This window comes from Clostridium sp., from assembly GCF_050717535.1.
Classification (GTDB): Bacteria; Bacillota; Clostridia; order Clostridiales; family Clostridiaceae; genus Clostridium_AD.
The window spans coordinates 1-16,353 of the sequence record NZ_JBOITM010000038.1; the positions used below are offsets into that span (position 1 = coordinate 1).

The 16,353-nt window shown below is 30.0% G+C and carries 12 protein-coding genes and 1 pseudogene; 3 read left to right on the plus strand and 10 right to left on the minus strand.

The window, feature by feature from the left end; genetic code table 11:
* Positions 1–461 precede the first annotated feature (461 nt).
* The gene (locus ACREVU_RS06655; RefSeq protein WP_431550837.1) at positions 462–1,709 is read left to right on the plus strand and encodes an IS110 family RNA-guided transposase; all 1,248 of its coding nucleotides are present in this window, start codon (positions 462–464) and stop codon (positions 1,707–1,709) included.
* A 423-nt stretch (positions 1,710–2,132) separates the two neighbouring features.
* Complete coding sequence (locus tag ACREVU_RS06660; protein WP_431550838.1) at positions 2,133–2,336, plus strand: hypothetical protein; 204 nt, start codon at positions 2,133–2,135, stop codon at positions 2,334–2,336.
* 590 nt (positions 2,337–2,926) lie between these two features.
* Here the strand turns inward: ACREVU_RS06660 and phnD are convergent.
* The 10 genes from phnD to ACREVU_RS06710 all read right to left on the minus strand — a co-directional run bounded on the left by phnD (position 2,927) and on the right by ACREVU_RS06710 (position 15,205).
* Complete coding sequence (gene phnD / locus ACREVU_RS06665) at positions 2,927–4,867, minus strand: phosphate/phosphite/phosphonate ABC transporter substrate-binding protein (RefSeq protein WP_431550839.1); 1,941 nt, start codon at positions 4,865–4,867, stop codon at positions 2,927–2,929.
* Positions 4,868–4,967: 100 nt separating this feature from the next.
* The gene (locus tag ACREVU_RS06670; protein WP_431550840.1) at positions 4,968–5,378 is read right to left on the minus strand and encodes an MFS transporter; all 411 of its coding nucleotides are present in this window, start codon (positions 5,376–5,378) and stop codon (positions 4,968–4,970) included.
* Positions 5,379–6,839, minus strand: coding sequence for an extracellular solute-binding protein (locus ACREVU_RS06675; protein ID WP_431550841.1), 1,461 nt, complete (start codon positions 6,837–6,839; stop codon positions 5,379–5,381). It lies immediately after the preceding gene.
* A 63-nt stretch (positions 6,840–6,902) separates the two neighbouring features.
* Entirely contained in the window at positions 6,903–7,784 is an 882-nt protein-coding gene (locus ACREVU_RS06680) for a carbohydrate ABC transporter permease (RefSeq protein ID WP_431550842.1), read from the minus strand.
* A gap of 10 nt (positions 7,785–7,794) precedes the next feature.
* Positions 7,795–8,742 carry an ABC transporter permease gene (locus ACREVU_RS06685; RefSeq protein ID WP_431550843.1) on the minus strand — a complete coding sequence of 316 codons (948 nt, stop codon included), beginning with the start codon at positions 8,740–8,742 and terminating at the stop codon, positions 7,795–7,797.
* Between the two features lie 164 nt (positions 8,743–8,906).
* Positions 8,907–9,752 (minus strand): N-acetylmuramoyl-L-alanine amidase, encoded by an 846-nt coding sequence (locus ACREVU_RS06690; RefSeq protein ID WP_431550844.1) that lies wholly within the window; start codon positions 9,750–9,752, stop codon positions 8,907–8,909.
* A gap of 421 nt (positions 9,753–10,173) precedes the next feature.
* The gene (locus ACREVU_RS06695) at positions 10,174–11,190 is read right to left on the minus strand and encodes an SDR family NAD(P)-dependent oxidoreductase (protein ID WP_431550845.1); all 1,017 of its coding nucleotides are present in this window, start codon (positions 11,188–11,190) and stop codon (positions 10,174–10,176) included.
* A 14-nt stretch (positions 11,191–11,204) separates the two neighbouring features.
* Positions 11,205–12,065, minus strand: coding sequence for a sugar nucleotide-binding protein (locus tag ACREVU_RS06700; RefSeq protein ID WP_431550846.1), 861 nt, complete (start codon positions 12,063–12,065; stop codon positions 11,205–11,207).
* A gap of 12 nt (positions 12,066–12,077) precedes the next feature.
* Positions 12,078–13,154 (minus strand): non-hydrolyzing UDP-N-acetylglucosamine 2-epimerase, encoded by a 1,077-nt coding sequence (gene wecB / locus ACREVU_RS06705; RefSeq protein WP_431550847.1) that lies wholly within the window; start codon positions 13,152–13,154, stop codon positions 12,078–12,080.
* 2 nt (positions 13,155–13,156) lie between these two features.
* The gene (locus ACREVU_RS06710; RefSeq protein WP_431550848.1) at positions 13,157–15,205 is read right to left on the minus strand and encodes a glycosyltransferase; all 2,049 of its coding nucleotides are present in this window, start codon (positions 15,203–15,205) and stop codon (positions 13,157–13,159) included.
* Positions 15,206–15,495: 290 nt separating this feature from the next.
* Between ACREVU_RS06710 and ACREVU_RS06715 the strand changes: the two are divergent.
* Positions 15,496–16,224: pseudogene (locus ACREVU_RS06715) on the plus strand (glycosyltransferase family 2 protein); the annotation flags it as partial.
* Between the last annotated feature and the right edge of the window lie 129 nt (positions 16,225–16,353).

A 16,353-nucleotide genomic window follows, 5' to 3' on the forward strand; every position in this document is an offset into this window, starting at 1 on the left:
CATATGTTCTCTCATCTTTTCAGGATACTTTTCTTTATTTAATTTCCAAAACTCTGGATAATTATCTTCAAATATTTGTTTTATAGTAATCTTATTATTTTTCATGGTTATATCATCTCATATTTTCCTTATTTTTTCTATCTATTTTTTAGCTAGAATGTTATCCACAGTGGTTTCCGCAAGCTGTTTCCTATATAATCATTCATAGGCAGATGCCCACAACCAACAATGAAAATAATGAAGTATGACACTTTTATTTTTTGTCCAGACTAATTATAACAGGAATAGAGTTTGGTATTTATTTGATGATTCGATCTCGTGATATAATCTAATCTGATTGCTTTTGAGCACAGCCAATTGTGGCCATAGTCGTATACGATTATGGAAGTAGCACGCTGACTAATTTTACTAACATTCTCAAGCAATCAATCCTGTAATATTTTATTTGGAGTGATTAAACTATGCAAGATATTTTAGAAATTTGTTGTGGACTTGATGTACACAAAGATACCGTAGTAGCTTGTTTATTAAAAGGAAGCACTACTGAGACACCCTCAAAAGAAATTCGTACTTTTTCTACTCTCTTACCAAACCTTAACATTCTTAGAACATGGCTTGAAGAAGAGCATTGTGCTCATATTGCCATGGAAAGCACAGGGGTGTATTGGCAACCAATATATACCGTTCTTGAAGATTTATTTAACAGTACCGTTACATTAGTTGTTACAAATGCTAGGCATATGAAGAATGTTCCTGGAAAAAAGACTGATATAAAAGATTCTGAATGGATTGCAACATTGCTTCGTGCCGGACTTTTAAAAAGTAGCTTTATTCCCACTGAGGAAATACGAGAATTAAGAGATTTTACTAGATACAGAAAAAATATCGTATCAGATATAACTTCTCAAAAAAACCGTATTGAAAAACATCTTCAAAGCTGTGGTTTTAAATTATCTACATTTTTGTCGGATATCTTTGGAGCTTCGGGAAGAGCTATAATAGATCATCTCTCCGAACGAGGAGTAATAAGTCCAGGCAAGATTCAAGAATATGTTAAAGGCAGAGCTAAAGCCAAAACTGAAGATATTAAAATAGCTGTTAACGGAAAGATGACTGAACATCAAAAAGACTTTCTAAAAATATTGCTCAATAGGCTCGATGAAGATCGCAACCACCTTGCTACTCTTGATTTTAAAATTGAGAGTGCTTTAGAAAATTTTAAAGCACCAACTCAACTTATTGATGAAATACCTGGAATTAATATTACAGCTGCCGCCACCATTATTGCCGAAATTGGAATTGATATGAGTAAATTTAAAACAGCTCAGCATATATCTTCTTGGGCTGGTTTAAGTCCTGGAAATAATGAAAGTGCAGGTAAAAGAAAAAGTACTCGCATAACCAAAGGAAATACTTATTTAAAAACAGTATTGTGTGAAGTCGCCTGGAGCATAACCCGTGTAAAAAGTTCCTATCTTTCTTCTTGGTTTTGGAAACTAAAGCAACGTCGGGGTGCTAAAAAAGCTGTCATTGCCTTGGCAAGAAAAATCCTTGTTATAATTTATACTATGCTTAAAGAAAACACATCCTTCGATGAAGATAGGTTTGATATGCTTTCAAAAATACAACAAGAAAAACGTAAAAACAGGATACTTCTTGAAGCCAAAAAATTAGGTCTAAACATAAGTGATTCTTCAAGGTTAGCATAACTTTTACCAGTAGAATAAAGTATTTTCATGACTAACTATGTCGAAAAAGTTAGCCTTTCTTTCTTATTGTCTTTTTACAGTAATCTTTTGCGGATGTATCTTAAATTTTAGTTACCTCCAAAGGAGTATTTACTGACTAATAAAAAAGGTTTAGGCAAATTTAAATATGAGCCTCCAATCAAAGTAGATGACGATGGTATACCAATTTGTATGGGCGAACTTCCTATGATTTACGATTACTATGATAAGGTTCGTCACAGAATTAAGTGGCGATGCCCTTATGTTAAAGGTAAAATTCAGTCTTGTTTTTGCAAAGATCAATGTTCACCAAGTGCCTACGGCAGAACTATTTATACAAAACCAAAATGGGATACCCGTCTCTTTACTGTTATTCCTCGCGGAAGCGAGCAATGGCAGAAAGAGATGAATAAACGAACGGCTTCTGAACGTATTAACAAAAGAATTCTTAATGATTATAATATGGAGGAAGCTCATTCTCGTGGTAAAAAACGTTGGTCTTGGTGGACTACTGTCCATTCTACTAATGTGCACTTGGATGCAAGAATTAAAGTTTCAAAGTTTAACTTTATATCTATTTTAGAAAAATCAATTCTAAAAACAGCCTAGTTTAAATATTTACCGTTTTAATCCCATAAATTTACATTTTAGGGATTAGCTTTGCTATGCCCTTTTTTATTCTTTTACATTTTAACTAGCAAGAAATGAGCAATTCTAATGAACCTACGGTTTAAAATACTTTTTCTTTGATTTTTGTTATATTAGCGATTAGTTTCCGAATTCACTCTATACCCAAATAGATCTCATGTCATAAAATACTGACAACTACTAATAGACTCTTTTGGGCATCATTTCAATTATATTATATTCTTTCATTAACAAATAGTCTACAACTGAGTTGTAGAACGCACTAATTACGTGCTTAAATTACATATATAAACAATTTTTTATACATTTCTTGTATCTAATTATTTATATTGGTAAAATAGTAAGTACCTTCTAATATATAGGAAGAATATTCAGGGAAATTCACACTATTATAAGAGATTTTCCACGAAAAAAAATATAATAATTTTTTAAATAAATAGAGATTGAGCTAAATAATCTAGCTCAATCTCTATTTTATTATTTTTCATATTTACCCTTGGGGTCTTTAATGATTTTATAAAGACTGCATCATCCACGGGGAAGATCTCTCTTTATCTCTTTATAACTTCCCTAATCACATCATACTTTTTATCATTACTAGCAACAAAGCCTTCTACAGGTGAATTTATATCAGATGTTTTAACGTACTCTGTAAATGCATTTTTGAGATTTTCGCAAAACTCTTTGGACATATGTGGACTAGTTGCAATAGCATCCTTTGGTATATCTGCAGTTTTTGCAATTATTCTAAATTCATCTGTATTAATTCCATTCACACGGGCATTTTCAAAAGCTTCATTATAAGTTGCTCCAGCATCTAATTCCTTTGACAACACAGCTTTTATTACATTATCATGGCTTCCTAAAAAGGATGTTCTGCTAAATATTTTATCAGGATTCATACCCTTGGTTTTAATTATATGTCTTGCATAAAGATATCCTGATGCACTTCCCTCGTCAACATAACCAAAACTTTTTCCTTTTAAATCAGCTAAGTCGTTTATACCGCTATCCTTTCTAGTTATTATATAGCCATTATAAGATACCTTGCCATTGACCTTAGGTGAGACAAGCGGTTCTATTCCAATTTTTTCATGTGCATTAACATATGCAAAAGGGGAAAACCAAGCAACATCAATAATACCTTCTTGTATCCCTGAGCTTAAGGCTTCATAATCCTTTACAATCATAGTTCTGACTTTGAATCCCACTTTATTAAATACACTAATTAATATTGGTATATACATATTTTTTATATTTTCAGGTGATGTAAATGGGTTTATTCCAAATATAATTTCATCTTTACTTTTATTCCTTGCAGTTAACTTCTGAACTCCACTTGCCATATCTGAAAGCTTATCGCAATAATTTAAAAGTTCTACATTTTTATCTTTTTGAGTTGATATTGTATTAATGGTATCATATGTTAGTTGATGAGTACTCTCCACAGCACATGCTACCTTTGAAATAGCCCCCTCAATCTCACGAGAAGTGGCAACTTGCGAAGTTGATATTTCCTTTATTACGTTTATTGAATTATTTAAACTAATTAGTACATTTTGAATCTTTTCAATTACGTCTCCAGATTTTTTAGCTGAATTATCAATATCATTAGTTCTAATAACACATTTGTCAATTGCATTATTAGAGCTTCCAACCTCACTTAATATATTACCAACAATTTGTTCAATCTTCATTACGAATTCAGCAGTGTTCTCAGAGAGTCTTCCAATTTCATTAGCAACTACAGAAAACCCTCTTCCTGCTTCTCCTGCTCTTGCAGCCTCAATACTAGCATTCAATGCTAGTAACTTTGTTTGTCTTGAAATTCCCTTTATATAGTCAACAAACTCACTAATTTTTTTAGAAGAAATATTCAATTCTGCATTTATGTTAGATGCCTGTTTAATACCATCTGTTAAATCTAAAAGAAGATCTGATATGCTCTCAATAGTACTTCTATTTTCATTTAGCATTTCAATTGATTTATTAGAATTTTCTTCAATTATAATAATATTGCTTTTAAGTTTATCTGCTACTTGCGTAAACTCATTTATTCCTGCATTTATTTCTTCAGTGCTTGCCGCATTTTCCTCACTAAGTTCTGCCACCTTATCTGATTTCTGAACTATTTTGCTGAAGACCTTTACATTCTCTTCAGAGTGCCATTTTAATCTCTTAATATCAAAGTCCATAGTCTCAAGCAATGTAAATAATTCACCATTTACATTGTCATCCGTTTCTTCATTTCCTACATGTAGTGTTTCTTTGCTTGTACTTATTTTATCTGCTTTTGTAAACCTAAGCGCAATATAAAAAATAATTATGTATATAAAACAAGGTATTATAAGTGTCATAACTCCATCTAATTTAGTAAAATACAAAATTGTATTTAATAAGATAAAAATAATAGTAGAAAGTAAAAATATATTGTTTTTAATTTTGCCCATTTTTATACCTCTTTTCTTATTATTGACATCTATAGTAATCATATATTTATATTATTCCACCTTTATTGTGTATTTCCTCTAATTTATACATAATATCACTAAATTCTTATATTTATATTTATAGCTATCAACCTTTATAATTCTAACACTCCACATTTACCTTAACCCCAAGCCTCCCATTCATATATTTCATTGTTATCACCGTTAATATAATCATAGCAATTCCCATCACCATATGAGTTGTAAATATATTTTCATGCTCCTTTAATACTCCCATTATTGGAAAGGCTATGGCTACTGACAAATTACAAGCTAAACTTTGAAAAGAAAGCACTTTTGCCCTTTTATCAGAGGGTATATGTTTATTCAAGTATTTAGTAGTAACCGGCCTATATATTCCCCTTGCAACCTGTTGAAATAATATTGCAAAAACACCAAACCATACCTTCGTTAACCCCATAAGTACAAAGGATATTATCATTAACACAGCCATCAATAATTCTGCAAAGGTTGAATAAAAATAATAAGTTTTAATATTTTTTGAATAATCCATTTACTTCAATACATCATTAGCATGTTTAGTTACATCTTTTCCACCATTTTTATACCATTCAACTACAAATTTATCAAAATCACTAATAGGACGTTTCCCTGTTATTATATCCGCCGAATATTCTTTATATAGGTTGTTTATAGAATCCCATTTAATGGAAAGTTCTTCTGGCATTATGAAATTAATATCTTCAGTATAAAGCTTATTCACATCTTCTAATGACTTAGTTCCAGCAGCTCCGAGTAGTGGTTTTGCCAGTTCTTTTCCTAATGCAATTTTTGAAGGCTCCCAGAATTTTGCATACCATTCTTGTGATTTTTCAGTTAACTGTATTTTATCATCTTTAATTACATAATGCTCCCCTTCAAAACCTAAACGATCTATCATTTGACCTTTTTCACTAGCCATAAAATCTAAAATTTTAAAGGAAACATATTTATTTTTAGATGTAGAAGAAATAGCTATACCTCTACTCTCTTTAGAAACATCTATAGGTAAATATCCTTGCGATTTTCCTTTAGCTGGAGGTATTACTGTAAGTCCTACTCCTGCATTTGCCTTTTTGATTTTACCTTCATATATATCTATAACCTTGCCTGCTGTTCCAACTATTACCCCCGACTGATTTTCATAAAAAGCCTTTTCCTTTGTGTCCCATTGTTTAGTTAAGTACTCTGAGTCTAACATTCCTTCCTTATATAGTTTATTATAAAAAGTCAATTTTTCTTTTTCATTCTTAGTTACTTTATTATAAATATACTTACCATTTTCATCTTTTACCCAAGTAGATTTATTTCCAAAAGCTTGGTCAAATATTTCATCAAGCTCTAAAGTATTACCAGCAGCTGTTAATGCATAGGCTGGCAATTTTTTTCCACCTAAATTAGAAGCTTTTAGTTCTTTTAAGAATGCATAGTAATTATCTATAGTGGGATCTTCCATAAGTTTTTTAGATGTAGTTAATTTATCAAACCAATCACTTCTCATTACTGGCACTTTTGATGCAAGAGGTTTAATCCATAGTAAATAAGGATAATTTTCTAATCTCTTTTCATTTTGTGGTTCTAAGTTAGATTTTATATGCTTAGATTTTTCTATATATGGTGTTAAGTCCTCCAGTAATCCTTGCTGAGATATCTGGAGATCTCCACCTTGGAAATATATAATATCTGGGATATCTTTACCAAGTAACATCAAGTTTAACTTTTCAGCATAATTACCCGATGGCATTTCCACAAGTTCAATTTTAACTTTTGTTCCTTCCTTGGCCATAGCTTTTTCTATAAGTCCTATATATTTTTGGGATATAGGGTCTTTGGGACTTACATCTTTCATCACCATTCTTACCGTTGCTAGCTCAGTTGAACTATTTTGCTGCACAGTGTTACTTGTTTTTGATTTACATGATACTAAACCCAGTACGCTTATAATTGCAAGAATTGAAGCTAATGCTTTTTTCATAATATCACCTCTAAATTTATTTTTTAAAACTCTAATTATTAAAACTATTAATCATAAAAACTGCTACTCTTTAATTCCTCCCTCCATTGTTCCCTTAGTGTAATTTTTAAGTATAAATGGATATATTAAAAGTATAGGAACCATTGCAATCATTATAGTTCCTGCTTGTAATGCCTGATAACTTAGCTGAGATGCACTATCAAAAGATAGTAGACTATCAACTCCCAGCATTGATGTGGTATCATTTAACACCACAAACTGTCTAAGCACTAGTTGTAATGGCCATTTAGCCGAATCATTTAAGTATATAGATGCTCTAAAGTATTCATTCCAATGAAAAACCCCATAAAATAATCCTATAGTTGCAATGGACGACTTTGAAAGTGGAATTAATATTCTAAATAAAATAGTTAAATGCCCTGCACCATCTATCCTTGCTGCGTCAATAAGTGCCTCTGGCAACTCTTCAAAAAATCTCATAAGTATAATTAAATAATACACATTTAATGCCTTGTATAAAATTACCGAAGAATAAGTGTCTATTAGCCCTATTCTTTTAATTAGTAGATATTCTGGAATTAATCCCGGTTCAAATACCATAACGATTATTAAAATTACCATAAAGAACCTTTTACCCACAAGACCTGGTCTGGTAAGGGCATACGCTGCCATTATTGTTAAGCCTAAATTTAATATTGTGCCTATTACCGTTACAAATACAGAGTTAAAAAGACTTTTCATAATCTGTGGATTAGAAAATAAGACTCTATAATTATCAAGTGAAAATCCCTTAGGCAAAATAGTAAGTCCTGTTACTTCTTTTGCGCGACCAAGGTCACTAAGTGACAGTGCAAGTAAGTTTAAAATTGGTACAAGCATTGATAGTGTAACAATAAACAATAATACATATAAAATTATGTGAATTAAACTTTCTTTATTTTTCATCTTTTCCACCCTACCATAAGCCTTTCCCCGATATTTTTTTTGCTAAAAAGTGTGTGGTAAAGATCAATATAATTCCAATTATGCCCTTAAATAAACTTGCAGCAGTAGCAAAAGCATACTGCCCATTTATTAAGCCTATCCTGTAAACATAGGTGTCAAGGATATCGATTACACTTATAACCGAGTCATTCATAAAGTTAAATACTTGATCAAAGCCTGCATTCATAAAAAATCCTAAATTCAAAATAAATACTGTAATTATAGTGGTTGTAAGTTCTGGTATTGTAATATGTATCATTTCATCAAACCTTGATGCACCATCCATTTTTGCTGATTCATACAACGCCGGACTTATTCTCATTATGGCTGCTAAATATATTATTGAATCCCATCCAGCACTTCTCCACATTTCCGAAAAAACCAATACCCATCTTATATACCCTTTGCTTGTCATAAAATCAATAGAGGATATATTAAATATATTTAATATATTATTTACTCCGCCACTAGTGGGCGATAATAATTTAATCCATATACCTGTAATTACAATCCAGGATAGAAAATGTGGTAAATAAACCACAGATTGTATATATTTCTTAAACCCTTTTCCTCTTATCTCACTTATGACCAAAGACAAGATTATTGGTATTGGAAAGAAAAATACTATCTTCATAGTGCTTATTATTATAGTATTTTTGAGAACATTAAAAAAACTAGGAGAACCAAACAGCATTTTAAAATGCTTTAGTCCTACAAAAACATTATCGCCTATAATTCTATAATCTTGAAAGGCAAGTGACATGCCAGCTAAAGGTATTAGATGAAATATTATAAAATATATAAGTGGTAGCAATAGCATTAGATAAAGTACTTTATCCTCTTTTATTTTTTTCCACTTTACTTTAAATTCATTTCTATACTTTTCTTTCTTTTGTGAATTTATTTTTGTAGTCTCCAATTCACTTCCCCCTATTGTTTCATCCTTATGAATAATTTAACATATATGACCATATTTTATCATTCACTTCACTATATTACCAACCTTTTTTATAAATATTGCATATATTAATAAAAAAACCTGTAGAACATTTTATAGTCCCACAGGTAAGATTATTTGCACCACTAACCTAGCAATTTATTTAAAGTATTAGAACCAACAACGCCATCAACTAAAAGTTTATTTTTCACTTGAAAATTTTTAACTGCTACAAGTGTAGAATCTCCAAAAATACCATCTGCTCCAGAACTACCACATGGAAATCCTAAAGTAATAAGTCTAGTTTGCAACCATTTAACTAAATTGCTCCTTGCATCTTTTTTAAGAATAACTTTAGCTATGGCACTGTTAGTTAAATCACCTCTAACCCCATCCACCACTATCTTATTTCCGTTCTTATCTGTAACACCCGATAAATTGCAAGCCGCTTGAAAGGTGGATATTATTGAGTTACCAGATATTGTAATACCAACTACTGCTTTAATTATTGCATTTGCTATTGAATCTGCATTGTACCTGCTCATGTCATTTTTACTATCTATAAATGCACATTCTACAAGAATGCAAGGCATTCTAGTATTTTTTACAATAAATAAATATGCTCCATCTTTCACGCCTCTATTTTTATATCCAATTGAAGCTATTTCATTGCAAATTTTTGTAGCATAATTTTTAGCAATTGGAGATATAGCATAACATTCTACACCCTCACCACCACCTGCATTAAAATGAATACATAAATGCAAATCTGAATTTGATGCGTTTGCTTTGTTAGATCTGTATTGTAACGATTGTCCTACATTTGAAAATACTTGTCCATAAGGTGTGCAATCTACTATTTTAATAGTTGTATTTTTTAGTTTCTGAATTATTTTTCCTACAACTTCTTTATTTAAAGTATCCTCCCTTCTTATTCCAATAGCTCCACTATCCGGTGTGCAATTATGCCCTGCATCTATTGAAATTTTCATATATAAAAGTCCCCCTCTTAAAATTATTTTTATAACTTTTGTGAATTTTAAAGATTTAATAAATTTTTTATTTATTAAATCTTTAAAATGATATCTCCATTTAAATTACTCCTGAGCTTGATATCATATTTTAACTCTTGATGTTTCGCCACAGTAGCTATGCTTAACTGCTACTCTTGTAAATTTAGCAAATACACAGGATTAAACCCACATACTTATTTATTTGAGTATTATCTATCTCATTATCTACCTATTTTTCCCCATTAATACAACTCCTTAAATTTATCGTGTTTATACACAATGTTATTCTATATATTATATTAAATTTATTATAGTGTTGTTCCACCTTTTTATTTAACAAAAATGGCAATACAAAATGAAACAGCTACAGAATGACTTAAAAACTATTCACTCTTATTTTCTATAACTTTATATTATTTTCTTTAATACCAATAAATCCACCTTCAGTAAGCATTTCCTTAGCTTCACCGTATCCTAATACACAATCACTAGAGGAATATTCCTTTTGATTTAATGTATTCAAATTTAATTTTTTATAATATTCTTTTAAGCCCTGTATTTTTATTTGAGATAGAATTACAAAATAGTTATTATCATAAATGTATGCATTTTCAGCTTCATACTTAGATATTAATACTTCATTAACCTTTTCACCTGGTCTTTTACCTATTACTTTAACACTGCAGTGTTCATCTCCAAATTCCTCTTGTATAATCCTTGCAATATCCACTATTCTATAACCTGGCATTTTCATTACAAATGTTTCTCCACCTATGCTACTTTTAATTGCTTTGAATATTAACTGTATTGCCTGTTTTAGTGTTAAAAAATACCTTGTCATAGCGGGGTCTGTGATTGTAATCTCATTACATCTCTTTACTTGATCTATAAAATATGGCACAACACTTCCATTAGTACCTAGCACATTGCCCGCCCTAATACAAACAAATTTTGTTTTACTAGTTATTGTATTCGCATGAATTATTAATTTTTCACCAATAGCCTTTGTCATTCCATAAACATTTATTGGCTCAACAGCCTTATCTGTAGAAACATCAATAACTTTGACAACGTTATTTTCAATTGCTGCACTAATAAGGTTTTTAACCCCTGTAATATTAGTTTTGATTGCCTCCTCTGGTTGTTGCTCACAAATTGGTACATGCTTTAAGGCTGCTAAATGAAAAATATACTCTACATCTTTTGTAGCTTGCTTTATTGACTCATAATCTCTTATATCACCGATAATAAATTTCAACTTAGGATTGTTAAATTTACGTTCCATATTTACTTGGTTTAATTCACTTCTTGAATAAATAATTATTTGCTTAGGATTCATCTGGAGCAACTGAGTTGTGAGCTCATTTCCCCAGGAACCTGTACCCCCTGTTATTAAAATAGTTTTCCCCTCAAACATATGCAGTCCCCCAATTACATAAAATATTGCGAATATAGATGCTTATTTTTTAGCATCCAACATTTTAATTCGCTTATCATTTCTGTATAAGCAGGCAATTCTACAGAAAAATCTTTTCTGATACTAATAAGAGCTTTGTTATTTTCGATTTTCCCAAAACTCTCAATTAAAATATTTTTTTCAAATACAGAATTAATAATTTCTAATAACTCATATTTACTAATTGAAGCTTTCGAAGTCAGGTTATATAATCCACTCAAGTTTTTTTCTATCATAATGTCCATACACTTAGCAAGTTGTAGTGTAGTAACCCCTGACCATATAACCTTGGAATAACCACTAGCTTTTCCATTTTGTTTCATAAACCAATGGAATAGTCCTGTGCCACCTTCTTTTAGTTCTGGTCCTATTATTGAAGTCCTCACCGTTAGGTCTTTATTGTTATTTATTTCACCCAGTATTTTGGTTTTTGCATACAGATCTTTTCCATCTGTGATTGAATTTTCATTATAATTACCTACATCACCTGAAAAAACACAATCTGTACTTAGATGAATAAGCTTAATATTAGTATTTTTAAATTGTTGTTCTAAATATCTTGGTAAATAAGAATTAATGAAAATAGTATTAGAGGGGTCCTCTTCAGCCTTTTTATTAAGAATTCCCATTGAATTAATTATGATATCCGGATTAAGTCCCACAATAATTGCATTTAATAAATTTAAATCATGTATATCTAAAATAATAGAACTTTCATCCAATTTAATAGTATGACATATATCATACACTACATATTTTTCTGGTAATATTTTGAAATAGCTACTAATCATATGCCCAGCCATACCTGCCCCACCTAGGACTAAAATTTTTTTCAAATACCATCACCCCTAATTTGATAATATAAAATTTACAACTTTACTTGAAACATTGTTGTCAATATAGCCATCTGGATAGCTCCAGTATTTATCTACCTTTGCCATAAGCCTTGAGCACATAATAATTTTCTCGTAGTTAACACCTGAAACCACATTACTTCCACATTCAACTGTTTCTGGTCTTTCAGTAGTGTCTCTTATTGTAACTGTAGGTATTTGAAATATGCAGCACTCTTCTTGGACCGTGCCACTATCTGTTAGCGCAAAAGCTCCATTCTTTTCAAGCTTTATAAAATCAAAAAAACCAAATGGTTCACTATAAATTATATTTTTATTTACATTTAGTAAGCCAAATTCATCTATTTTGCTTTTAGTTCTTGGATGAACGCTAAAAATTATTTTACACTTAAATTCCTTTTGTACTGAATCAATAGCATTTAATATAATTTCTAACCGTTCTTTCACATCCACGTTTTCTGCTCTATGAATGGTTGCTAATATATATCTACCTTTTTCTAAATTTAAATCCCCTAAAATATTGCTTTTTTCAATATTTTCATCGTAATATCTGAGCACTTCAAATATAGGGTTACCTGATACGAATATTTTATTTTTTGATATTCCATCTCTTAAAAGATTTTCTCTACTTCCCGCAGTATAAGGCATAGCATAAGTTGAAACTGCATCTATTATCCTTCGATTTTTCTCCTCTGGTACCTTTAAATCAAAACACCTGTTACCTGCTTCCATATGAAATACGGGTATGCCAAGTCTCTCGGCTATAATTGCAGATAAGCCACTATTTGTATCCCCAAGTATTAAAATTTTATCTGGTTTTTCACTTAATATGACTTCTTCTATAAGTTTCAGTAAGCTTCCCAATTGTATGCCAAAACTATCCGTAGGTATTTGTAAATAGTAATCAGGTTTTCTAATATCTAACTCCCGAAAGAATATATCATTTAACAGCGAAGAATAGTTCTGACCTGTATGAACTAAAATGTGATTGCAGTTCTTGTCTAATTTTTTTATAATTAATGATAGTCTTATTATTTCTGGTCTAGTACCTAAAATAGTCATTACTTTCATAACTAAATCACTCCTAGGTCTTTAACTTGTTCCAAATACTTATCATATTTTTCTTTAACTATACTAATTTCATTTAAAAAAGCTGTTCCTTGTTTTAAGCCTTCATCAATATACTTCATTCCCTCTTTTGCAAACACATAACAATATTTAATTAATTCCTCCTTGGTAATATTTCCTTTTACATATTCAGGTATTGCATTCATATTTACATGATTTTCAATTTGATTATAATAAAACAGTGCTAATACATAATTTTTAAATTGATCACTATTTTCAAATCTATCCCATTCAATATTTGAAGCATATACTTCTTCCTTAAAATTTTTAATTATATAATCAAAAATTGAAACTGCTGAATCTATTCTTTTTTGCAGATTATGTGATAGATTATTAGAATGAATTCTATAATTTATAAGTGTCCCATGAATTTTGCCATAATTCCAATTATATTTTATAAACTGTAGTGAATTTAATGTATCTGATGAAAAATCGTTATCTTTGTATACAATCCAATCTATTTTGTTATCTTTAAAAAAACTTAATTTATAGAGACAATTCATAGGTATTACACCGGAGGCAGACTTAAAAATATTCTCAACAACTTGACTTTGCGAGTAAACCACATAATTCCACTGGTTAACTTTTATATTATCTTCGTTTACTATATTAAAGTTACTATATACATAATCTTTGTTTGGATTTTTCTCTAAATAGTCTACAAATTTATAAATAGCATCGCTTTCAGGAAAATCGTCACAAGCTAGCCACTGAAAATACTTTCCTTTTGCATTATTAATAATTTCTTGAATTCCTTTTGATGCTCCTCCCGAGTTCACACTATGATATATTGCAATTATATTTTTATAATTCTCTTCATAATTTTTGATTATTTTATCTGAACCATCAGTTGAACAGTCATCAATAAGTAAAATTTCTATATTTTTATAGGTTTGATTTATAAACGAATCTACACATTTTGATAGATATTCTTTGCCATTATAATTTGTTATTCCTATAGTAACTAATGGTCCATCTATTTTTATCACATTTTTTATTTCTTCCAAATTTATAAGCAGTGATTTTATTTTCTCCACTTGATCCACAAACTCAAATCTGTTTCCAACAAAATCAAAATATTCTTTAGAGTTGTATTTATCGGCTGATATTATGTGAGTAGCCTCTGAAATAGTATTCCAAATTGACTCTTTAGGATACATATTCCTTGCTCCAACAAAATTATGAATTATAGGTTTTATTCCTTTAGCCATGGCTTGCATAACGCTCATATTTTGTGATTCTAAAACACTAGTACATAAAATATAATTCTTATTTTCTAGCCAAGTATCTAAATCATTTTGCCAACCTTCAAAAATAAGATTATTTTCTATACCAAACTCTTTAATCATTTGATTAAAATAAAGAACATCCCTTTCATCTTGAAATTGTCCCGCAATAAATAGTTTATACCGGTTATCCATATCATAAATAGCTTTAAAAGTATGGAGTAATAGCATAGGACCTTTCTTATAATTTATATAACCCACATAGGCAATATTAAACCCTTGTTTCCTCTCAGAAAATGTCCATTTTTTAAAATCAATACCATTAGGGATCACTATTACTTTCTCCACAGCTAAATTAAACTTATCAATAGCAAAATTCATAATATGTTCCCCAACAAATATGATTTTATCAACATTTTCAAAATTAACCTTAGAGGGATAATCAGTAAAAGCCTCATAGCTGTGAAGCCTGCAGATGATTTTCTTATTTTTGGCATTATTTAAACTTCCATAGGCTACAAGTTCATCACACCACTCAAACCAACATATATCAGCCCATTCCATGCCCTCATCAATTTGTGAGTAATCCGTTACAATTATTTTTTTTGTTTCATATTCCATGGATAATTCATTAATAATATCGCCTAAAAAACTATCTAACCCTTGTTTAACAAAAAAAACAATTCTCTTTCTATGACTTTTATTTAATCTATTGTTGGCTATAGACTCTTTTATATTATTTTCAAGAAGTTCACTGATATTATCCATAAAACCCCTCCCCCTCCTTGTTCAATATGTTTTTATGAATAAATTAAGTTGATATTTACCCACTCCCGCTTATTATTTTATGCTTTATCTATGTAATCAGTGATTATCTTAATGCTATTAATCTAACTGAACTCACTGCTACCATAAATTTATTTCAAAACAAAATTACTCAATGAATTACTTATTATAATTTGTGTTGAGATATTTAATTAAGAACTGTTAAATAAATTCTACATAATATATAAGGTAAGTAAAATATAGTTAATTATTTGAAAGTGGAGGATATTGTTATGAAGAATGAAGTAAGTTTGTGTATGATTGTTAAAAACGAAGAAAAATACTTACCTAGATGCCTAAACAGTATAAAGGATATCGTTGATGAAATTATTATAGTTGACACAGGTTCTACAGATAAAACTGTTGATATAGCTAAAAGCTTTGGTGCTAAGGTTTACTATTTTAAGTGGAACAATAACTTTAGTGAGGCTAGAAATGAATCATTAAAATATGCAACTAAAGATTGGATATTAATATTGGATGCAGATGATGAAGTGTACCCTGAGGACCAAAAAAAATTTATGGAACTCTTAAATAGTCAGTTAGATGAAAATGCAATTTATAATTTTGAAACACTTAACTATTATGGAGATACCATTGATGATAATTCAATAACTATAAATTTAAATCCAAGACTTTACAAAAATAACCATGGAACTCACTATGAGGGTGAAGTTCATAATCAATTAATAACTTCAGAAAGTAGTTATAATGCAATTTACAACCTTATAAAAATTCATCATTATGGATATATGAATGATAGTATAGCTTCTAAAAATAAGAGAAAGCGAAATATAACTATCTTAAATGAACAACTAAAAAAAGACCCAGATGACTCTTTTACTCACTTCAACCTAGGCACTGAATACGCGGCATTAAATGATTATAAAACTGCCTTAGAACATTATTATAAATCCTATGAAAAGTTTGAACCTCATAATGGATACAGTTTTCTATTAATATTCTCAAACTTCGCACAAGTAAAACTCGCATAAAACCTTGATATATAAACGTTTAAAAGCATTAATAAGTATAAAAATCCTCTTAAAAATGATATAATGTAAGTAACAACAAATACATAAACATCACGT